The organism is Bradyrhizobium sp. LCT2 (genome assembly GCF_009931255.1).
GTDB classification, from domain to species: Bacteria; Pseudomonadota; Alphaproteobacteria; order Rhizobiales; family Xanthobacteraceae; genus Bradyrhizobium; species Bradyrhizobium diazoefficiens.
This window is the reverse complement of the sequence record NZ_CP034432.1, coordinates 3593689-3614053: the sequence shown is the minus strand read 5'-3', so window position 1 is coordinate 3614053 and position 20365 is coordinate 3593689. Positions and strand designations below refer to the sequence as shown.

The window sequence follows — 20365 nt, the reverse complement described above, 5'->3', positions numbered from 1 at the left end:
CCCGGGCCTTCAGTGCCCGTCGGCCAGCGATGCGTCCTGGGTGGTCGTCACACCCCGGTCCGCAGCGCCTATTTCCAACAGTTTTCCGAGCCCTTCGCTGGCCACAAAAGCAAGCGCAGTCAGCGCAGGTATGATCAGTCGCGTCTCGGAAAAGTCGGCGATCACAAAGACGATCCCCACATGGACCAGACCTGCCGGAAGGACGACGGCCATCGTCCGCGTCAGCGCGAACGTCCTCACAATCACGATCGCGAGGACGGGGCTGGCGATCGCCACCGCAAGCTTCATGGTGAGCAGATTGACGACGAGTTTGGAGAAATAATCCCCATGCGTGATCAGGAACGATCTGAAGTCCGTTCCGGGGTGCATCCAGATCAGAATCTTCGGCACGGCTATCGAAATGCCGACGAGCAGGCCAAACAGGCCCCATTCCTTTGGCGTCGGCCATCGCCGCTCGAAAGCGGCGAGACTCAGAAGCACGAATGCCGAAGCGAACACGACATCGGTGCGGCCGAAACTGATGATCAACCCTGAAATAATCGCGGCTGGATACTGACGCGATACCAGCAAAAAGAGCTGCCAGAACAATCCGCCCGCAATAAAGACCGGGCCCATGCGTCCCGGATAGATCGCGATTTGCGTGTAGAACGCGAAAGTCAGCAGGCATAGCCATGACGCCGTCGGCGAAAGCAGCAGCGTCGCCAGTGCAAATACCGCAAGGAACGACAGCGAATCGAACATGTAGTTCGCGACGATGTGGGTATGGAACGTCGAGCCTCCCCGGGTGTGGTCGTCGCCAAGGATCTGGACGTAAACCTCGGTGATCCTGGCGATCAACGGCCGGATGACGCCTTCAACGGCGTCGATATGGGCAAATTCGCGCTCGTGATCGAGACTGAATTGCAACCGCTCGCGCAGCAGGTTTGCTTCGTGCGCGGTGATGGATAGCGCAAGACAGCAACAAACGAGCAGCCCCAGCACGACCGGATTGAAGAAACTCCTTCGAACCTTGAAGAGCAGCACGAGCGGAGCGAGAGCCGCACTCACGAAGAAGGCTATTCCGGCATATCGAAGCACGCCAGGCAGAAACCTGTCGGATATGTCGGCCCACCACCAGGCGATAACGAGAACGTTCGAGATGAACCAGAATCCCATCACCAGGCCGAGGGATGGAGTCTTCATGCGCTCGTCGAAATTCAGCAATCGGCCAGGACCGCCGAGCGATGACAGCATAGACCCGCGCTCCGTCAATCGATTTCCAAATCAGTGTTGCAGGATGCCGGCGAGATTCATGTGAGCGGGACGCGAATGCTCGATGCCCAGGAGCGTCCGCCGGTTGTCGTTCGTGCGCTGCAAATGCAGGCTGGCGAGCGTGACCCCGGTGCAGGTGGTGACTGTGCTTCCGCGACCGCCGAACGGCTTGAGGAAGTCGAACACACGACTGCCGAACATATCCACGACCGACATCTCGCGTGCTCCGAGCGGCGGAATCTCGCCGAAGTCCGCCTCCAGTTCCTCGCCATCCTCGCGGATCAGCCGAGACGTCGGCCGGGCCGCATGAGCATATTCGGGATCGGAGGAATGATTGATCAGCAACAGGCTGCTGACGATGTCACTGGTCGCAATGATCTTCGGGTTAATGCCGGTAAATCCGACATGTGCCTTGAGCCTGCCCTCGTTCAACGGCCGGGCAAACGCTCCAGTGCGATAGATCGCGACGTTGTCCTGATCCACATAGGTCATGGAATAGCTGGCAGGCGAGGAGCGAAAGCCGTCCATGCGTCCGCGCGACATCACGGCGATGACCAAATAGTCGTCCTGCGGCAGCTTGAGCGTCGCGAAGAGGCGCGACAGCTCGATCTCGACGGTCGCACCCGGCGCATAGTTTTCAGGGAACTCGTAGGTCGCGCGGTAGTCGCCCTGACGCGACAGGATGTGCAGCTTGAACCTGAGCTTCTTGCTGAATCCCGAAGCGACGAGGCTGGCGAGCTCGGGCACGAGGTCCTTGACCGTTTCGCGAAAGTTCTTGCGCAGGCTGCCGGCGATGAGGCTGCGAAGATACCTGATGTCGACCGGACGATACCAAGCAGGGATCGAGAACCCCATGCGCGACTCGACCCCAGCAAAGGTCGGGAACATGAACCTGGGCTCGTGAGGCCTCCAAGGAGTTGAAGAGAAACGTGTCACGGGCGCCGCCTCTAGAAATGGTGCAAGCTGAACTTGCCGTTGGCAAATTCGTAGTAGCTGAACGGACTGGCGATATTGGTTCCCTTGAACTCCAGGGCAAATCCTTCATCCGCACCAATCAATCTTTCGGCCTCCGGGAAGAGGTCCAGCGTGCTGATGCGGACCGCGCCCATCGGCGCAATTTCCGGAAGCGCGCGCTCGCCCAGTGCGGTGCCATTCAGAGCCATGAGTCGAGCCGTACCCACCGAGGCGCCCTCGGATGCCATGCAAGAGTTCACGAGCACCACACCAGACTCCCTCAGGAAGCGCGTGAGATAGGACTGCATCCAGGCGGAGGTCGGGAACGGCGCTGCTGCGACGGGCTCGCGCTCGTGCGACAATGTTATTGCGCCGCGCTGCGAGAAATATTGTGCGTAGTAACCGGTCGTCACCTTTCGTCCGGGCCGAAGCTTGGTCTCATGCTTCGGTACGAGAGCCATCGCCACCGTCCCCGAAACGCGCGGACAAAGCCCCGACGTTTGCAGCTGCAACTGTCCGTTAACGCCGAGTTCCCTGTGGAAATATCCAGCCTGCTTGCCCGCCCCGTCGAACAACCAGACGTGGGCATCCACTTCCGGATGATCCTTCATGAAGACCGAGAAGTAGTTGAATGCGCAGACTTCCGTCGTGACGGTCTCGTCGTTGCGCAGGTAGAGCACCGCGGGCGGATAGCCCCTTGCGACGGCCTCGCTGATCTGCAATTCACCGGGCATTCGACAGGACTCGGCGGGAGAGCAAGGAACCGGCACAGGCCGAATCGACCGGCGGCATTCTACAAATCATACGATGTCCCTGCCCGCATGCCAAAACGTCGGCGCGATCTCGGTGTCTGTTTACGCTCAGCCGAAAGGGGAATCAACCGGGAGCGGCGCCGCAACGGGCGGGTTGGGAGATGTGGCTCGCCCCGAGCACGGTCGTCAAGCTCAAAGCAACCTGTCACTGTGGCAGCCGGAAAGCCTGACGGTCGGAAAAGATAACACTCTGTCCTCAAATGCGCGCGTTGCCGCCCGCCCTCGAATCCTTGCATTGCCCCTGCGGCTCCCGTATGACCGAAATCGGCTACTTGACGTGGTATCTGCCGGAACATCGGCCTATCCTGGACCTACACCGTGCTTCAACGACCGCTCGTTAGCATTCCTCCAAACACGACGCCCATTCCGCCGAGGAACCGCTGACGTGCGCTGGCAAACGAAAGCGCGAGCGTTCTCGGTGCTCTCGAATATCCCCTTAGGCGAAGACATACACTACGCCCTGCAGCGCTACGTCACGCGGCGGCTGCCGCGACCCGAAAAGCAGGTCAGATCCATCTACACTCTTGCACAGCGGCTGCTGGGCGTTCACCAGAAGTACAGCCGGCGTCCGCTGCGGGATTCGACATGCTTCGAGTTCGGCGCCGGGCGCGATCTGATCGTTCCGCTGGCCTTCAGCGCGCATGGGGCCCTGCGCTTCATCACCGTGGACATCGAGCGCCTTGCCAAGCTGGAGTTGATCCGCTCCAACGCCGCCATCATTTCTCGGGTCAGCGGCGCCAGCCAGCCCGACTTAAATTCCCTGGACGACCTCGAACGTTCGTGGAGGATCGAATATCGCGCGCCCGCCGATGCCCGCGCGACAGGTCTGTCGGCCGGTTCGATCGACTGCGCCGTCTCCGTCGAAACCCTCGAGCACATTCCCAAGAGCGACATCGCGGCAATCTTCAAGGAGCTGCGACGCATCATGCGTCCTGACGGACTGGTCCTCATGCAGATCGATTACGGCGACCACTTCAAGGGCTTCGATCCGTCCATCAGCTCGTTCAATTTCCTGACCTATTCCGAGGGGGATTGGGCGCCTTTCCAGTCGAGATTCCAATACGTCAACCGTTTGCGACACAGCGAATATCTACAGCTCTTCAGAGAGGCCGGGTTTGAGCTGCTCAGCGATCAACCTGACCGTCGACCACCGGAGCAAGACATCCTGCGACGACTGGCCCCATGCTTCAGAGGCTTTTCGGAAGAGGATCTGTTTACGCTGGGCTCCCTGATCGTGGGCCGCCCGGCCGATCTGCGGGGAAGCAACTGAAGGTCGCCAATCCCGGGCTGCCTGGCCGGCGCCCACCATAGAGATATCGCGATGTGGACGACGACATTTGTCCTGACGTTCCTGTTCTTCCTGATTCAGCTCGGCACCGGGTTTTCGATTCTGGCGATTGCGCCACCGAAGCTCGTCCAGATGTGTCGGCTCACGAAGGCTCAGTTCGTCGTTCTCGGGTTTACCGTCGGCGCCTCTGCAACGGGCATCCTGTTCGGACTGTTATCGCTATTCGCGGGCGACATTTGGCTTCAGTTCGCGGCTATGGTTGTCATAGCCTGCTTCGGATTTGCCTGGTCATGGCCCAACTGGCGGCCGGGCGCGGGAGAGGCGCGCGCGGCGGCCACCTGGTGCATTCTGTCCCTACCGATTGCGCTCCTGACATGGTGGTTGTTCTTCGGCGCATATTCCAGCTTTCCTTACGCGGACATCGGAGCGGATGTTCATTGGATGAAGACGGCGCAAGAGTACGCCGACAGTGGCGTCATCAATCCGTACGCGGCCCAATCCTATGTCGACCTTCGCTCGGCAGTCGCGGGCGCCCTTGCCGGAACGCTCGGCCTGGATCTCCTGAAATTTACCTGGACCTATCGCTTCTTTTCGATTCTGTTCTTCCTGCTGGCGTCCTATGCCTTCGTGCAGGGCATCTACTCAGCTTCTCCACGAAAATGGATCGCCTTCTTCTTCGCGGCGACCGGCAATACTTTCGCCTTGATCACGAACGGCAGCCTGGCCGTCGCCAGCAGTGTCGTGTTTCTTGGCGTGCTGATGAGCAATGCGGATCGGAAAGCGAGCGGCCTGTCGACGCGACCTGCTCTCCTGCTGACCGTCAGCGCGGGCGCAACGCTGCTGGTCGCTTTTGCGGTCAACAACAACACGTTCATGCTTGCCCTGCTCATGGCCGCGCTATTGTTGTCCAGGATCCTGACCAAGAGCGGCGGAAATGCGGGGCTTCTCTTCCTTGGTTGCGTCTGGCCGGCGGTGCTGCTGCTTGCGCACCGCGGTTCCTACCTGTTCATCCCAACCGTCCTGGTCAGCTGGCTCTTGTATCTAGCCACCGTGCGGATGATCTCCGCCTGGCCGTCGCCTGGCATCGCGTTCCTGCGCCTTCTATCTTTCGGACTACCGCTGATCATTGCCGGAATCGTCATCTGCGTTGCGGGAATGCGCGTCGGCTACATTCCGCCACTAAGCGCCAACGACACGTTCTCTGCGATTACGGGACTGATCCTGGGCCAAAGAATCGAAGGCGGTGGAGAGCTGTTCCTGGGCGCTGGGCCGCAGGTCGCCACGATCGAGCTTGGCCGGGCGATGGGCCCGCTCTTCGCCATCTGCATCGTACTCGGTGTGGCGTGGTGGTGGATGACCCGCCCCATCCTTCGTGTTCCCTCCGGTGCGATCGGAACTCAGACCGAAGGCTTCGCGATACTCGTGTGGTCCTGGATCGCCGGCTGCGGCCTGAGCCTCGCCGTGCTCTGTGGCTTCCCGTTCCTGTACCGCACCAACGCAATCATTTTATCGCTGTTCACGATCACGGCCACCGAGATATTCTGTCAATTGCTCGCCGATCCCGGTTCTTCCTCCCGATATCGGCGGGCTCTGGTTGCGGCGGTGGTCACGCTGCTCGCGACCATTCTTGTGGCCGCAGCGTACGCGTTTGCCTGGCGGTCCGACCTCCCTCTTGCCGGTTACCCGGCGTTTCTACGCCCGACGGAAATCGCAGTCGTCGTGCTGCTCATGGTGGCCGCGCTATTGACCTTGGCCCGGTCGAGGCTGGTCTACATTTGCGGTCTTGCAGGCGTGTTGGGATTGGGCGTTGCCGTCGATAGGGCCGGCATGTCCGGCGTCATCAGGAGCTACAGTTACGGGGCACTCCCGGATAGCGCCGCGGTTGTTTCCCACTATAACGCCGACGAGATCGAGGTGGCCCGCTGGCTCCACGGCAATCTGCGAAAGGGCATCATTCTCTCCGACCCGTATACGTTGGGCATGATCCAGGCGCTCACGGGCGCTCCGGGTGCCTATCTTTTCTCCAATCTGGACACCGTGAACGAGGCGGTCGCGAAGCAGGCAAAATCGGTCGTGCGCGCGGTGCTGCAGCCGGTTGAAGGACCTCAGCGGCTTGCAAACGCCTGCCGCTTGATCGCCCCGTTGTTCCAGGAAAGGAATTCGGAGACCTTCTTCCAGATGCGGAGGATCGATGCCCTGGGCGGAATCATGCGAACCGTCCGCGACGAGAAGCCATCGATGCAGAAGTCTGCTGAGACGCCTTCCAACGCAACTGTGCCCGCAAGCCAGGAAGCAGCGAATGAGCAAGCGAAGTCCACGATACGGGGTATTCTGGGGTCGGATGAGAATGCCTGGGACCTGGTCGCGATCATCACGCCCCGTACGATCAGCTGGACGCATCTCGCGGCCGACCAGCGGGTCAGCTATTTCCCTCCCGCGGAACCAATGGACCCGGCGATAGTCGATGAACTCCGCGCGAGCCCGTTCCCGGTCCCGTTTGCCAACAGCCGCACGGTCGTCGTTCGCATTCCCTGTTCGCGCTGATATGGAAATGGGCCAGAAATTACCCCCCGCCCTGGTACACGTTACGCCCCGTCGTCCGTGCTGCCAGAGGAGCACCCCATGTTGAGACAGGCCGTCATTCTCGTGGGTGGACTGGGCACGCGGCTTGGCGAGCGCACGAAGGCGCGGCCAAAGCCGATGCTGGAAATCGGCGGCCGGCCATTTCTCGACACGCTGATCGACGAGCTCGATCGCTACCAAATCTTCGACGAAATCCTGCTGCTTGCCGGTCACAAGGCCGAGATCGTCGAGACCCATTATGCCGGCGCGACCAGAGGCCGGGCAAAGATCGTCGTGTCGCGCGAGACCGAGCCGCTCGGCACGGGCGGTGCACTCGTGCATGCGCGCGAACTGCTGCACGACCGCTTCCTGCTGCTGAACGGCGATTCCCTGTTCGACTTCAACCTGCTCGACCTGGTCGCGCGCGCGCAAGGCGGGCGCGTTCACATGGCACTGCGCGACGGGGTCGTCGGGGACCGCTACGGGCGCGTCGTGCTCGACGGCGACATCGTGCGCGACTTCATCGCGCCGGGTGCGGGCGCCACGGGACCGGTCAATGCCGGCATCTACGTCGTCGACAAGTCCATCATCGCCGATATCGCAAAGCTTCCCGCCTCGCTCGAGCAGGACGTGTTTCCCGGCCTCGTCCGATCCGGCGAGCTGCGCGGGACGGCCTATCGCGGCTATTTCATCGACATCGGCATCCCCGATGATTTCGCGCGCGCCGATCGCGAGTTGCGCGAGAAGCTGCAGCGTCCCGCCGTGTTCTTCGACCGCGACGGCGTGCTCAACCATGATTCAGGCTACACGTTCGAGACGCACAAGCTCGAATGGATCGAGGGCGCGCGCGAGGCGGTGAAGGCGGTCAACGACGCCGGCTATTTCGCCTTCGTCATCACCAATCAATCCGGCGTCGCGCGCGGCTACTACGAGGAGCATCACGTCCTCGCCCTGCACCGCTGGATGGCGGACCAGATGGCGCTGATTGGTGCGCATATCGATGCTTTCGAGTATTGCCCCGATCATCCCGACGGAACCGTCGCCCGCTATTGCCGCATCAGCGACCGGCGCAAGCCCGCGCCGGGCATGATCACCGATCTCGCGCAGCGCTTTTCGGTCGACATGACACGCAGCATGGTGGTCGGAGACAAGGACAGCGACATGGCGGCGGCGCAGGCCGCGGGCCTTGCGGGCCACATGTTTGAAGGCGGGAATCTGGAGGCGTTCGTAAAACAGCGCCTGAAGCCGGCCGACAAGGGTTAGGCGTTTGTCACAAAAACTGCTGCATCCCCGGGCATTTGGGGGGTGCCGCGCGCTGCTCTGTTGCGCGCAACCGCCAGTGTGCTATAGCGCCATCTTGTTGCGAACACTGGCTTAATCGCCTTCTGGGGTCCGGCATGGCAGATCTGAGGGACGCCCGCGTCCTCGTTACCGGCAGCGACGGCTTCATCGGTTCGCATGTCGTTGAGGAGCTGGTGAAGGCCGGGGCCCGCGTCAAGGCGATCGTCTACTACAATTCCTTCAATTCCTGGGGCTGGCTGGACACGGTTCCAGCCGACATCATGAAGTCCGTGGAGGTGGTGGCCGGCGACATTCGCGATCCGCATTTCATGATCGCGGCCGCCAGCGGTTGCACCGACGTGCTGCACCTGGCGGCGCTGATCGCGATTCCCTTCTCCTATGTTGCGCCCGATTCCTATGTCGAGACCAACGTGCGCGGTACGGTGAACGTGCTCCAGGCTGCGCGCCTCGCCGGCGTACGGCGCTTCGTGCAGACTTCGACCAGCGAGGTCTACGGCACGGCGCAAATCGTGCCGATCAAGGAGAATCACCCGCTGGTCGGCCAATCGCCCTACTCGGCCTCGAAGATCGCCTCCGACCAGATGGCGCTGTCGTTCCAGGCCTCGTTCGACATGCCGGTCGTCGTCATCAGGCCGTTCAACACCTACGGACCGCGTCAGTCGGCGCGCGCGGTCATCCCGACCATCATCAGCCAGATCGCGACCGGCAAGCGCAAGATCCGCCTCGGCGCCGTCAGCCCGACGCGCGATTTTTCCTTCGTCACCGACACCGCGCGCGGCCTGATCGCGGGCCTCACCGCGCCGGCCGAACAGAGCGTCGGCCAGACCATCAATCTCGGCAGCGGCTTCGAAATATCGGTCGGCGCGACCGTCGAGATGATCGCCGACGTGATGGGCGTCGACATCGAGATCGAGACCGACGAGGCGCGCTTGCGCCCGGCCAACAGCGAGGTCGAGCGGCTCTGGGCCGACAATTCCAAGGCGCGCCAGCAGCTCGGCTGGGCGCCGGAATTCGGCGGGCTCGAAGGCATGCGCCGCGGCATCGAGAACACGGTCAGCTGGTTCACCAACCCCGCCAATCTCAGCCGTTACAAGGCGGACGTCTACAATGTCTGAGGCAACGGTGGGCACTGCTGTAACCGAATCCGACGCGCGCGCGTTCGATCCCAAGGCCGTGGTCGACGCCGTCCGGCGCGCGGCGGGCACGCCCAATGGCGTCCTCGGCCTGCACGAGCCTGTGTTCGCGGGCAACGAGGTCGCCTATCTCGAAGAGTGCATCAAGAGCACCTTCGTCTCCTCGGTCGGCCCGTTCGTCGACCGTTTCGAGCGTATGCTGGAGGAAGTGACGGGCGCCAGGCGCGCCGTCGCCGTCGTCAACGGCACCGCGGCGCTGCACGCCTGCTTCAGGCTCGCCGGCGTCGAGCCCGGCGACGAAGTCATGTCGCCCGCTCTGACCTTCATCGCGACCACGAACGCGATCGCCTATTGCGGGGCAGTACCGAATTTCGTCGACAGCTCGCTCGTCACGCTCGGCATGGATGCGCACGCCCTCGCCACGCGGCTCGAGGCGATCGCCGAGCGGACCAGCAGGGGCGCGATCAATCGCGAGACAGGACGCCGCATCGCCGCGATCTCGCCGATGCATACGTTCGGGCACCCCGTCGAGCTCGACGAGATCGCCGCGATCGCGCGCGAGTGGGGCATTGCGCTGGTGGAGGACGCCGCGGAATCGCTGGGCTCGACCTACAAGGGCCACGCCGTCGGATCGCAGGCCCGGCTCGCGGCGCTGAGCTTCAACGGCAACAAGATCGTCACCACCGGCGGCGGCGGCGCCATCCTCACCAATGACGAGGAATTGGGGCGCCGCGCCAAGCATCTCACCACCACCGCGAAGCTGCCGCACAAATGGGCCTTCGTGCATGACGAGATCGGCTTCAACTACCGCCTGCCCAACCTGAACGCCGCGCTCGGCTGTGCGCAGCTCGAGCAGCTCGACGGATTCCTGGCGAGCAAGCGCCGGCTGGCCGCGGCCTACGAGCGCGTCTTTGCAAACGTGCCCGGCGTACGCTTCTCGCGCGAGCCGGCGGGCACCACGAGCAATTACTGGCTGAACGCCATCCTGCTCGACGAGGCGTATGCACAGCAGCGCGACGACGTGCTCACGGCGCTGAACGAAGCCGGCTTCGGCGCGCGTCCCGCCTGGACCCTGATGCATCGCCTACCGATGTTCGCGCAAAGCCCGCGCGGCGATCTTGCCACGGCCGAATCCATCGAGCGGAGGCTGATCAACCTTCCCTCGAGCGCCAGCATCCGGGCCCGCGATGAATAGCGTCGCACGAAAAATCTGCTTCGTGACCGGCAGCCGGGCCGATTTCGGACTGCTGGTCTGGCCGATGCGCGCGATCCGCGAGACACCAGGCCTGACGCTTCAGCTCATCGTCACCGGCATGCATCTCGCGCCGGAATTCGGCTACACCTTCAACGCCATCCGCGACGAGGGATTCGAGGCCGACGAGCGCGTCGAGACGCTGCTCGCCAGCGACACCGGCGCCGGCGTCGCGAAATCGGTCGGGCTCGGCGTGATCGGCTTTGCCGACGCCTTCACGCGGCTGCAGCCGGATCTCGTCGTCGTGCTCGGCGACCGCTTCGAGATGTTCGCGGCCGCGCAGGCTGCGATGTTCATGCGGCTGCCGATGGCGCATCTGTTCGGCGGCGACGTCACCGAAGGCGCGGTCGACGAGTCCATTCGTCACGCCATCAGCAAGATGTCGCACCTGCATTTCACCAGCAACCGGGGCTCGACGCAGCGGCTGACGCAGCTCGGCGAGGATCCATCCCGCATTCACACCATCGGCTCGGTCGGCATCGACGCCATCAAGCATCTCGACCTGATGGACCGCGACGGCATCGGCCGCGCGGTCGGCATGCCGCTCGGCGAGCACAACGCGCTCGTGACCTTCCACCCGGTCACGGTCGAGGCCGGACGCTCGGTCGCCGAACTGGACGAGCTGTTCGCGGCGCTGTCGACGCTCGATCCCGCCTTCCGTCTCATCTTCACGCTCGCCAATGCCGATGCCGAGGGACGCGCGCTGAACGACCGGACCAAGGCATTCGCGGCCAGCCGGCCGAACACCATCGCGGTCGCCTCGCTCGGACAGCTCCGTTATCTCAGCCTGATGAGCCAGGTGGATTTGGTGATCGGCAATTCGTCGAGCGGCATCCTCGAAGCGCCGTCATTCGGCATTCCCACGGTCGACGTCGGCGACCGCCAGAGGGGGCGCGAGCGCGCGGCTTCGGTGTTCCACGCGGCATCCGAACGCGGCGCGATCGGCGCCGCCATCTCACAAGCGCTCCGGCGCGGCCGTCAGGCCACCGTCAACCCTTACGGCGACGGCGATTCCAGCCGGCGCTTTGCCGACATCATCGCCGGCATCCCGGATTTCGCACTGCTTCTGAAAAAGGGCTTTTACGAGCTTCCCGCAAGCGGAGCGCGGCCATGACGACGCATACGCTGATCATCGCGGAAGCCGGCGTCAATCACGACGGCAGCCTGGAGAAGGCACTGGCCCTGGTCGATGCGGCAGCCGACGCCGGCGCCGACATCGTCAAGTTCCAGACCTTCAACGCGAAGGCGCTGGCGGGCGGCGCGGCAAAGAAGGCCGACTATCAGCAGCGCACGACGGACGCCGCCGAGAGCCAGCTCGCCATGCTGGAGCGGCTCGAACTGCCGCACGCCGCACACCACACGCTGATCGCGCGCGCCGCCGAACGCGGCATCGAATTCCTGTCGACGCCGTTCGATGATGCTTCGCTGGGCTTCCTGCTGTCGCTGAAGCTGCCGCGCATCAAGATCGGATCGGGCGACCTCACCAATGCACCACTGCTGCATGCGGCGGCGAGGGCCGGCGCGACACTGATCCTGTCAACGGGCATGGCGACGCTCAGCGAGATCGAGGAAGCACTGGGCGTGTTGGCCCATGGCTACGCACAGCGTAGCGATCCCGCCGGCGTCGCCTCGTTCCGCGCGGCATGGCGCGATCCGGCGGCGCGCACCACGCTCGCACGGCACGTCAGCCTGCTGCATTGCACGACCGAATATCCCTGCCCCATCGAGGATGTGAACCTCGCCGCGATGGCGACGATGCGATCCGCGTTCCAGCTTCCTGTCGGCTACTCCGATCACACCGACGGCTTCGAGATTTCGGTGGCGGCGGTTGCGCTCGGCGCCACCGTCATCGAGAAGCACCTGACGCTGGATCGCAATGCGCTCGGTCCTGACCACGCCGCCTCGCTCGAGCCGGGCGATTTCGGGCGGATGGTGAGCGCCATTCGCAACGTCGAAGCCGCGCTCGGCGACGGCGTGAAGACGCCGAAAGAATCAGAGGTCAGGAACGTGCCGGTGGCGCGCAAGAGCATCGTGGCGACACGCGCACTGCGGGCCGGCGAGATCATCGGCCCGGCGGACATCACCGCCAAGCGGCCGGGCGCAGGCCGGCCGCCGATCGACTATTGGTCCTTGATCGGAACGGCGGCACCGCGGGCGCTCGAACCGGACGATCCGGTTTAACGACGCGGCTTGGCCGGAACCCCGCGCAACACGGACCCTTGCGGCCATGAGCCCGTGACGACCGAGCCCATCGCGACCAGCGTATCGTTGCCGATGGAAATGTGGTCGCGGACACGGCTGCCGAGACCGACAAAGCAATTGTCGCCGATCTCTGCACCGCCACCGACCACGGCTCCGGGAGACAGATGCGTGCAGTGCCCGACGCGCACGTCGTGCTCGACGACTGCGCTGGAATTGATAATGCAGTGATTGCCGATCATGCTTCGCGCATTGACGATCGCGCCCGGCATGATGACGGTGCCCACACCGATGCTGGCGGACGGCGAGACGAAGGCGCGGGGATGAACCACCGAAGCCCAGCGCTTGACCTGCATCCGGCCGATCATCTGCCGGCGCGCGGGCCCCGCCTGCATCGTTCCAATTCCCAACACGAAGGCCGCTCCCGGATGGTTCGGCGCAGCGTCATCGGTCCCGAGATAGCTGATGTCGCCAAGCGTTCCCGGCTGGCGATCCAGGAATCCGAGCACCCTGAACTGGCCCGACAGCATTGCCGCCTCGTAGACCATGAAGGCATGCTCGCCGCCCCCGATGATGATCAGATCGTCCATCGCGATTCCCCTGCGCACATCGATCTTAGCGGGCGGCCGCCGGTCTTCAAACCACTGATTCGGCCCACGAAACGCCGGGGTTGACGGCGCCTCTCGCAGCCGCGATATAGCAGGCTCAGCCGTGGGCCGCCCCCGATATCTGGCGTATACGAGGCAGATTGCCATGAAATCCTGGCGTAAAGCCGTCGTCGGAACGCAGGCGACCGTAGGCGATGCCATTGCCGCGATCGAGAGCGGCAGCATCCAGATCGCGCTGGTGCTCGACGACCAGAACCGCCTGCTCGGCGTGGTCACCGACGGCGACGTCAGGCGCGGGCTGCTGCGTGGCATTCCGCTCACCGGGCTTGCGACCGACATCATGAACCGCGGCCCGGTGTCGGCGCCTGCAACGCTGTCGCGCGACGACCGCCTGCATCTGATGCGGCAGAAGTCGATCAAGCAGCTCCCGCTTGTCGACGAGGGCGGCCATCTGGTCGTGGTCGAGACGCTCGATGAGCTGCTCGAACCGCGCCATTATGCAAATCCGGTATTGATCATGGCGGGCGGCCTCGGCGAGCGCCTCGGCGCGCTGACGCGCGACGTCCCGAAGCCCATGCTCAATGTCGGCGGCCGACCGCTGCTCGAGACGATCGTCCGCAACGTGGTGCAGCAGGGTTTTCGCAACATCTACATCTCGGTCAACTACAAGGCCGAGACGATCAAGGACTACTTCGCCGACGGCGCCGCCTTCGGCGCCAATATCCAGTACGTGCACGAGACCGAGCGCCTCGGCACCGCCGGTGCGCTCGGACTCTTCCAGGCACCGCCGGATCTGCCGATGATCGTCACCAACGGCGACATCCTCACCACGATCAATTACGGAGCGCTTCTCGACTTCCACAACGGAACGCCGGCGGAAGCGACGATGGCCGTTCGCGAGCACAAGGTACACGTCCCGTATGGTGTGGTTTCGACCTCGGACGGCTTTCTCCAGGCCATTCGCGAGAAGCCGACCGAGAGCTGGTTCGTCAGCGCCGGCATTTATGTGATTGGAAGCTCCGTCTTCGGCCATGTCGCGCCCGGCGTCAGCATCGACATGCCGACCGTGCTGGAGCGCGTGATCGCCGGCAAGGGACGCGTCGCCGTCTATCCGATCCGGGAATACTGGCTCGACATCGGCCGCCTTGAGGATTTCGAGCAGGCGCATGCGGAGTTTCACGAGGTCTTCCCGTGACCTCGACAACCGCCGTCGTGATCGGCCTCGGCTCGATCGGCACAAGGCATGCGCGGATCCTGCGCGAGCTTGGCCTTCAGGTCGCGACGGTGAGCCGCCGTGACGGCGGCGACTACGGGTCGATCGCGCAGGCTGTCGCGGGCGCACGTCCGGATTACGCAGTGATTGCCACCGAGACCGCACGCCATGCCGACGACCTGCAGGAACTCGCGCGGGCCGGCTTCCGCGGCGCGGTGCTGGTCGAGAAGCCGCTGTTCGCAACACCGGCGGCTCCGCCGAAATATCCGTTCGCCCATGTCAGCGTCGGATACAATCTTCGCTTCCATCCGGTCATGACGGCTCTCGTCGAAAGATTGCGCGGGCGCGATGTGATCACGGTCGCCGCCTATGTCGGCCAGGACATCAGGGACTGGCGGCCCGGCCGCGACCATCGCACGACCGCATCCGCAACGGTTGACGCCGGCGGCGGCGTCCTGAGGGATCTCAGCCACGAGCTGGATTATCTCCTGTGGCTGTTCGGGCCGTGGCATCGTGTCGCGGCCCTCGGCGGCGCGTCCGGCGCACGCGACATCGACGTCGATGATCACCTCGACCTGCTGCTCGATATGCAGCGGGCGCCGTCGGTCCACGTGCACATGGACTATCTCGACCGCCAGGGCATCCGCCGCATTCGCGTCAATGTCGACGACGACACCATCGAGGCCGATCTCGTCGGCAGCCGCCTCATCATCAACGGCAAGGCGACGGACTTTGCCAGCGAGCGCGACCAGAGCTACCGCGACATGCATGTCGCGGCGATGCGGGGCGCGAGCCCGGTCTGCTCCCTGCCCGAGGCACTCGGCGTCGTGCATCTGATCGACGCCAGCGAACGCGCGCTGCGCACCAAGACCTGGATATCGCCATGAGTCTGCTCTGCACGATCTGCGCGCGGGGTGGCTCGAAAGGGGTCGTCGGCAAGAATGCGCGCGATCTCCTGGGCAAGCCCGTGCTCGCGTGGAGCATCGAGCAGGCGCGCGAGACCGGCCTGTTCGACGCGATCGCCTTCAGCAGCGATTCAGACGCGTTGCTCGAGGCGGCACTGAAGGCCGGCGCAGACATTGCGGTCAGGCGTCCGGACGAGATGGCGACCGATACCGCGCCGAAGCTGCCGGCGATCCGCCATTGCCTCGAGCAGGCCATCGCACAAACGGGCAGGACGCCGGAGGTCTTCGTCGATCTCGACGTCACCTCGCCGCTCAGGCTTGCCTCCGACATCACCGGTGCGGTGGATCTGCTGCGTCAGTCCGGCGCACCCAACGTCATCACCGGCGCGCCGGCCCGCCGCTCGCCCTATTTCAACCTGGTCGAGCAGCGCACCGACGGCAGCGTCGGTCTTTCCAAATCTGCCGATCCTCCGATCACGCGCCGGCAGGATGCGCCGCGCTGCTTCGACATGAACGCGTCGATCTATGTCTGGCGCGTCGCGTCATTCCTGGAGCGGCCCGCGGTCTTCTATCCCGACACGCGTCTGTTCGAGATGCCGGAAGAGCGCTCGATCGACATCGATTCCGATCTCGATTTCGCGCTGGTGGAACTGTTGCTGCGCCAACGAATGCAGGCCTGAGGAGGCCCAAGCGATGACAACGAGCTTCAAGGCTCTGTTCGATCTGACCGGCCGCACGGCCGTCATCACCGGCGGATGCGGCATCCTCGGACGCCGCTTTGCCGAAGGCCTTGCCGAGTTCGGCGCCAATGTGGCGATCGTCGATCTCGATCAGTCCGCGACCGATGCGGCGGCCGCCGACCTCACCTCACGCCACGCCGTCCGCGCCAGAGGCTATGGCTGCGACATCACCGAGCCCAGCTCCGTCCGCAACACGGCCGAAAAGATCGAGGCCGACCTCGGACCGGCCTCGATCCTGCTCAACAACGCCGCCAGCAAGACCCGCGATGTCGACGCCTTCTTCGCGCCCGTCGAGAAATTTTCCCTGGACACCTGGCGGGAGATCATGGCGGTCAATCTCGACGGCATGTTCAACGTCGCGCAGGTGTTCGGCGGCCGAATGGCCGAGCACGGCTATGGCGCCATCGTGCAGACCGCCTCGATCTACGGACTCCTGGCCCCGGACCAGCGCATCTACGAAGGCTCCGAATATCTCGGCCGTGCCATCAACACGCCAGCGGTCTACACCGCATCCAAGGCCGGCGTCATCGGCCTGACCAAGCACCTTGCGACCTACTGGGCGGCGAAAGGCGTTCGCGTCAATACGCTCACCCCGGGCGGCGTCGAGAGCGGACAGAACGAAACCTTCAAGCAGCGCTATGGTGCTCGTATTCCGCTCGGCCGGATGGCCCGTGCTGACGAGATGGTGGGGACGATGCTCTTCCTGGTGTCGGATGCGGCGTCCTACGTGACCGGCCAGAACATCGCCGTCGACGGCGGCTTGAGCGCCTGGTAGCAAAATACCAATGATCAAGCGCCTGGTCCAGAATACGGTGATTTCGGCGCTGGCCTTCGGCGTGGCCGCGTTGCTGGGCCTTCTGGTTATCCCGCTGATCATCCGGACCTGGGGCGTGACCGAGTTCGGCCTCATCGTCATCTCGCGGCTGCTCCTGCCCGGCGGCATGATGGCGGTGCTGGACCTTGGTCTGTCCGAGGTCGCCACCCAGGTCGTCGCGCGCGCGCGCGAACACCGCAACTGGACGCAGGCGAGCCACCAGATCACCTTTCTGGGGACCGTCTCCATCGCCCTCGCCTTGATCCTGAGCGCCGTCATCTGGCTCACGACGCCACTGCTCGTGAGTGCGATGAAGGTCGACGCCGCGCATCTGGAGACGTTCACGCGGATCATGCACTACACGGCGCTCGCGAATCTGCTCTTCGTTCCGGCGCTGGTGTGGGAAGGCACCGTCAAAGGCTTCGAGCGCTACAACCTGCTCCGCGTGGCGGAAGTCACGTCAACGGCGGCCTATGTCGGCCTGACGTTCGCGGCATCGTGGAGCGCCGCAGGCTTCGAAATCGTCGCCTACGTCTATCTCGGCACGCTTGCGGCCCGCGCGGTCGCCATCGGGATCGCCGCGTTTGTCGGTCTGCGGCACAAGCACGTGCGATTGCTGCCGTGGACCTCTGATGTCCGGCGGGATCTCCTGCATCGCTGCCTGCTGCTCTTGCAGGGCAAGCTGATGGGCGGCATTTCCGGGCCGCTTCAACCGTTTCTGATCGGACTGCTGTTCGGACCCAAGGCCGTCGGCACCTACGACGCGCTGGTGCGATTGTCGCGCGTTTCCAAGGTCGTGGTCAGCCTGCTGACATCCGCCCTGCTTCCTGTCGCCAGCCGCCTCGATGAGCGCGGCAGCACAACCTCGTTCCAGCGCCTCGGCGACCTCGGCCTCATCATGATGCCGATGTTTGTGGTGCCGCCGCTTGCGGCAACTGCGATCCTTTCGCCCGAGATCATGAACATCTGGATCGGTCCTCTTCTTGCGCCCTATGCGCTCTGGATGGGCCTGAGCTTCCTGGTTCCGATCTGCGCGCAATATGTGGCGATCGGCAGCTTGATCTTCCTGACGCGGCCCGAGGTGCAGGCCCGGCTCAACATACTGATGGCGATTCAACTGCTGATCTGGGCGCTCGTCTCCGCCGCGACATTGCATCTGTTCGCAGAACGCGCCCTGATTCTCGGCCAGGTCATTGGCAGTATTGCTGTCTTGCCCTGGCAGGTCGGAGAGTTGCGCAGCGCACTCGATCTCGACCGCAATCGCTTCGCGAGGGCGATCGGAACCCAGCTCGCAATCCTGATCCTGGCAAGCATTTTTCTAGGAACAATTGCAGGTTACATTCGGTTCGACAGCGTGCTAAAGCTCGCGCTCAGTTCCATGGTTTTCTGTCTGATCACCTGGGTGCTTCAATACTTTATGGTGCTCGAGAAGCGGCACCGGACTGTATTCCCCGCGGTCGGACAACTGATGGGACTGACATCCAAAAGCAGTTGAATGAACATCCACGCGACAGACACGAAAGCCGTCACAGATTTCGCTCCGGCATCGTTGTCGGACAAGGCAACGGCGTATGCGCTCGATGCGGCAAGGAGCATCGGCCGCCTCGCAATGCGCCGTGTGCGCACTGCTGACGTCGTCGATTCCGAATACAACCTGACGCACTGGCAGCGAATGCTCTCGGAAAAGCCCTGGACGAAGGCCGCAAGCATCGGCGAATTCCTGGTCCCGAAGAATTCCGCGCAAGAACTTCGCAAGGTCGACAATCGGATCTGCAGGGTCCCGGCGGACGACTATTACAGCTATCGCGCCAGGGCCCTCGGCGAACTGCTGGCGCGCCACACGGGCGGCGCCACAGAGATCGTCGAGCTCGGCACAGGCTGCGGCGTCAACCTGCTGTCGCTTCACCTCAATCATCCTGACTGGAAGCTGCGCGGCTTCGACATCGCGCCGAACGGGATCGCCGCGGGCCGCGAGATCGCCGCGCACTTCGGCCTGTCCGACCGGATCTCGCTCGACAGGATCGACCTGACCGACGGCAACGACCCGAGCTATTCCTCAGTCAGGGACCAGGTCATCTTCACCTATTTCTGCATCGAGCAGATTCCCTACGACGTGCGAAAGGTGGTGGACAACATCATCGCGGCGAAGCCTAAGCGCGTCATCAACATCGAGCCGACGACGGAGCTGCTGAACCTCGCAAATCCGCGCGATATCGTCAGCTTCCTCTACATCCGCTCGGTCGACTACCAGACGCAGCTCTTCTCGACCCTCGACGATTACGAACGGCAGGGCCGCGTCCGCATCCTGGCGCGAGAACGGATGCCGTTCGCGCCGACGATTCACAATGATGGTTTTTTGTATTGCTGGGAGCCCTCATGACGGCCATCGACGCGACGACAGATCGTCCTGCCCCAAAAAAACCGAAGATCAGCCAGTTCCGCCGACTGCTGTGGCACGTCAACCGCACCGATCTCGGATGGGTCGTCAAGGCGGCCCTGACCAGCCTGCAACTGCCGGCACGCGCCAAACGTGTCGAGCTGCTGAAGCAGCTTCCCGCGAAGCCCGAATGGGCCGAGGCGAGCCGCAAGCTCGATAGGGACGGTTATGTCGACGTGTCCGCGCTGGTCGATCGCAGCCTGGCGGAAGCCGTCGCCTCGTTCGCCGACGGCAAGGTGAACCGCCTCAACGAGCTGGTCGGCCGGCAGAAGGAAGGGCACAAATCCTTCTGGGTCAGCCTGCTGGACGAGGACCTCGTCAACGGCGCGTTTGCGACCGACCATCCCTTCGTGCGCAACGCGCTGCAGCCGGCTGCGCTGCGCATCATCGGCGACTTCATGCACGACTTGCCGCAATTATCTGATGTGGTGCTGACGCTGTCCCAGCCGACCCCGAACCAGGCGCTGAGCTATTCCCAGCTCTGGCATCTCGATCATGACGACAAGCGCGTCTGCAAGCTCTTCATCTATCTGACCGACGTGAGAGATACTGCCGATGGCCCGTTCACCTTCATTCCGGCGGGGCCCTCGAAGGCCTTCCGCAACACGCTGAAGAGCCACATGAGCGACGCGCAGGTGTTCGCCAAGACCGGCCCCGATGCGGTCAAGGAGATGATCGCGCCCCGCCTGTCGTGCTTCATCGTCAACACCGCCCGCTGCCTGCACATGGGAAGCCGGATCCAGTCCGATCACAGCCGCCTGCTCTACACGGCAACCTACATCCAGCAGCCGCGCATCTATCCCGAACCGCCGGCGCGCTTCCGCGCGGTCGGCGCCCTGACCGACCTCGAGCGCACCGTGATGCGGCTCTGACGGACCTGCCGGGAGCTCATATC

At 63.7% G+C, this 20365-nt stretch carries 18 protein-coding genes; 14 read left to right on the top strand and 4 right to left on the bottom strand.

Annotated elements, in window-relative coordinates; genetic code table 11:
* Positions 1–9 precede the first annotated feature (9 nt).
* The 3 genes from EI171_RS17445 to EI171_RS17435 all read right to left on the bottom strand — a co-directional run bounded on the left by EI171_RS17445 (position 10) and on the right by EI171_RS17435 (position 2939).
* Positions 10–1233 carry a hypothetical protein gene (locus EI171_RS17445; protein WP_011088723.1) on the bottom strand — a complete coding sequence of 408 codons (1224 nt, stop codon included), beginning with the start codon at positions 1231–1233 and terminating at the stop codon, positions 10–12.
* A 30-nt stretch (positions 1234–1263) separates the two neighbouring features.
* Positions 1264–2106 (bottom strand): hypothetical protein, encoded by an 843-nt coding sequence (locus EI171_RS17440; RefSeq protein WP_246740571.1) that lies wholly within the window; start codon positions 2104–2106, stop codon positions 1264–1266.
* A gap of 92 nt (positions 2107–2198) precedes the next feature.
* Positions 2199–2939, bottom strand: coding sequence for a hypothetical protein (locus tag EI171_RS17435; protein ID WP_161534263.1), 741 nt, complete (start codon positions 2937–2939; stop codon positions 2199–2201).
* 463 nt (positions 2940–3402) lie between these two features.
* Between EI171_RS17435 and EI171_RS17430 the strand changes: the two genes are divergently transcribed.
* From EI171_RS17430 to neuB, 7 genes are all read left to right on the top strand, one after another.
* The gene (locus EI171_RS17430; protein WP_161534262.1) at positions 3403–4287 is read left to right on the top strand and encodes a class I SAM-dependent methyltransferase; all 885 of its coding nucleotides are present in this window, start codon (positions 3403–3405) and stop codon (positions 4285–4287) included.
* 51 nt (positions 4288–4338) lie between these two features.
* Positions 4339–6849: a hypothetical protein gene (locus EI171_RS17425; RefSeq protein ID WP_161534260.1), complete on the top strand. Its 2511-nt coding sequence runs from the start codon at positions 4339–4341 to the stop codon at positions 6847–6849.
* Positions 6850–6927: 78 nt separating this feature from the next.
* Positions 6928–8130 (top strand): HAD-IIIA family hydrolase, encoded by a 1203-nt coding sequence (locus EI171_RS17420; RefSeq protein ID WP_161534258.1) that lies wholly within the window; start codon positions 6928–6930, stop codon positions 8128–8130.
* A gap of 134 nt (positions 8131–8264) precedes the next feature.
* Positions 8265–9284 carry an NAD-dependent 4,6-dehydratase LegB gene (locus tag EI171_RS17415; protein ID WP_161534256.1) on the top strand — a complete coding sequence of 340 codons (1020 nt, stop codon included), beginning with the start codon at positions 8265–8267 and terminating at the stop codon, positions 9282–9284.
* Positions 9277–10497: a LegC family aminotransferase gene (locus EI171_RS17410; RefSeq protein ID WP_161534254.1), complete on the top strand. Its 1221-nt coding sequence runs from the start codon at positions 9277–9279 to the stop codon at positions 10495–10497. Before EI171_RS17415 ends, EI171_RS17410 begins: the two co-directional genes overlap by 8 nt.
* The gene (neuC, locus tag EI171_RS17405; RefSeq protein ID WP_011088732.1) at positions 10490–11668 is read left to right on the top strand and encodes a UDP-N-acetylglucosamine 2-epimerase; all 1179 of its coding nucleotides are present in this window, start codon (positions 10490–10492) and stop codon (positions 11666–11668) included. Before EI171_RS17410 ends, neuC begins: the two co-directional genes overlap by 8 nt.
* A complete protein-coding gene (gene neuB / locus EI171_RS17400; protein WP_161534252.1) occupies positions 11665–12735 on the top strand; it encodes an N-acetylneuraminate synthase in 1071 nt (356 codons plus the stop codon). The genes neuC and neuB overlap by 4 nt, the downstream gene beginning before the upstream one ends.
* On the opposite strand, the gene EI171_RS17395 is transcribed toward neuB, so the two are convergent.
* Positions 12732–13343 carry an acetyltransferase gene (locus EI171_RS17395; protein WP_161534250.1) on the bottom strand — a complete coding sequence of 204 codons (612 nt, stop codon included), beginning with the start codon at positions 13341–13343 and terminating at the stop codon, positions 12732–12734. The two genes, neuB and EI171_RS17395, sit on opposite strands and share 4 nt — an antisense overlap.
* A gap of 163 nt (positions 13344–13506) precedes the next feature.
* Between EI171_RS17395 and EI171_RS17390 the strand changes: the two genes are divergently transcribed.
* The 7 genes from EI171_RS17390 to EI171_RS17360 are packed head-to-tail and all read left to right on the top strand — an operon-like array spanning position 13507 to position 20342.
* Positions 13507–14556 carry a nucleotidyltransferase family protein gene (locus EI171_RS17390; protein WP_161534248.1) on the top strand — a complete coding sequence of 350 codons (1050 nt, stop codon included), beginning with the start codon at positions 13507–13509 and terminating at the stop codon, positions 14554–14556.
* Positions 14553–15461, top strand: coding sequence for a Gfo/Idh/MocA family protein (locus tag EI171_RS17385; RefSeq protein WP_161534244.1), 909 nt, complete (start codon positions 14553–14555; stop codon positions 15459–15461). The genes EI171_RS17390 and EI171_RS17385 overlap by 4 nt, the downstream gene beginning before the upstream one ends.
* The gene (locus EI171_RS17380; protein ID WP_011088737.1) at positions 15458–16159 is read left to right on the top strand and encodes an acylneuraminate cytidylyltransferase family protein; all 702 of its coding nucleotides are present in this window, start codon (positions 15458–15460) and stop codon (positions 16157–16159) included. Before EI171_RS17385 ends, EI171_RS17380 begins: the two co-directional genes overlap by 4 nt.
* 13 nt (positions 16160–16172) lie before the next feature.
* Positions 16173–16994, top strand: coding sequence for an SDR family oxidoreductase (locus tag EI171_RS17375; protein ID WP_161534241.1), 822 nt, complete (start codon positions 16173–16175; stop codon positions 16992–16994).
* Positions 16995–17004: 10 nt separating this feature from the next.
* The gene (locus tag EI171_RS17370; protein WP_161534238.1) at positions 17005–18528 is read left to right on the top strand and encodes a lipopolysaccharide biosynthesis protein; all 1524 of its coding nucleotides are present in this window, start codon (positions 17005–17007) and stop codon (positions 18526–18528) included.
* A complete protein-coding gene (locus EI171_RS17365; RefSeq protein ID WP_161534227.1) occupies positions 18529–19413 on the top strand; it encodes a class I SAM-dependent methyltransferase in 885 nt (294 codons plus the stop codon).
* Positions 19410–20342 (top strand): hypothetical protein, encoded by a 933-nt coding sequence (locus tag EI171_RS17360; RefSeq protein ID WP_161534223.1) that lies wholly within the window; start codon positions 19410–19412, stop codon positions 20340–20342. The genes EI171_RS17365 and EI171_RS17360 overlap by 4 nt, the downstream gene beginning before the upstream one ends.
* Positions 20343–20365: the final 23 nt, after the last annotated feature.

Bases quoted from the DNA above. Each gene is read 5' to 3' on its own strand.
- EI171_RS17370 (WP_161534238.1), top strand. From the start codon at position 17,005: ATGATCAAGCGCCTGGTCCAGAATACGGTGATTTCGGCGCTGGCCTTC.
- EI171_RS17445 (WP_011088723.1), bottom strand. From the start codon at position 1,233: ATGCTGTCATCGCTCGGCGGTCCTGGCCGATTGCTGAATTTCGACGAG.
- EI171_RS17435 (WP_161534263.1), bottom strand. From the start codon at position 2,939: ATGCCCGGTGAATTGCAGATCAGCGAGGCCGTCGCAAGGGGCTATCCG.
- EI171_RS17425 (WP_161534260.1), top strand. From the start codon at position 4,339: ATGTGGACGACGACATTTGTCCTGACGTTCCTGTTCTTCCTGATTCAG.
- EI171_RS17360 (WP_161534223.1), top strand. From the start codon at position 19,410: ATGACGGCCATCGACGCGACGACAGATCGTCCTGCCCCAAAAAAACCG.
- EI171_RS17395 (WP_161534250.1), bottom strand. From the start codon at position 13,343: ATGGACGATCTGATCATCATCGGGGGCGGCGAGCATGCCTTCATGGTC.
- EI171_RS17415 (WP_161534256.1), top strand. From the start codon at position 8,265: ATGGCAGATCTGAGGGACGCCCGCGTCCTCGTTACCGGCAGCGACGGC.
- neuB (WP_161534252.1), top strand. From the start codon at position 11,665: ATGACGACGCATACGCTGATCATCGCGGAAGCCGGCGTCAATCACGAC.
- EI171_RS17410 (WP_161534254.1), top strand. From the start codon at position 9,277: ATGTCTGAGGCAACGGTGGGCACTGCTGTAACCGAATCCGACGCGCGC.
- neuC (WP_011088732.1), top strand. From the start codon at position 10,490: ATGAATAGCGTCGCACGAAAAATCTGCTTCGTGACCGGCAGCCGGGCC.
- EI171_RS17420 (WP_161534258.1), top strand. From the start codon at position 6,928: ATGTTGAGACAGGCCGTCATTCTCGTGGGTGGACTGGGCACGCGGCTT.
- EI171_RS17390 (WP_161534248.1), top strand. From the start codon at position 13,507: ATGAAATCCTGGCGTAAAGCCGTCGTCGGAACGCAGGCGACCGTAGGC.
- EI171_RS17380 (WP_011088737.1), top strand. From the start codon at position 15,458: ATGAGTCTGCTCTGCACGATCTGCGCGCGGGGTGGCTCGAAAGGGGTC.
- EI171_RS17375 (WP_161534241.1), top strand. From the start codon at position 16,173: ATGACAACGAGCTTCAAGGCTCTGTTCGATCTGACCGGCCGCACGGCC.
- EI171_RS17365 (WP_161534227.1), top strand. From the start codon at position 18,529: ATGAACATCCACGCGACAGACACGAAAGCCGTCACAGATTTCGCTCCG.
- EI171_RS17440 (WP_246740571.1), bottom strand. From the start codon at position 2,106: ATGGGGTTCTCGATCCCTGCTTGGTATCGTCCGGTCGACATCAGGTAT.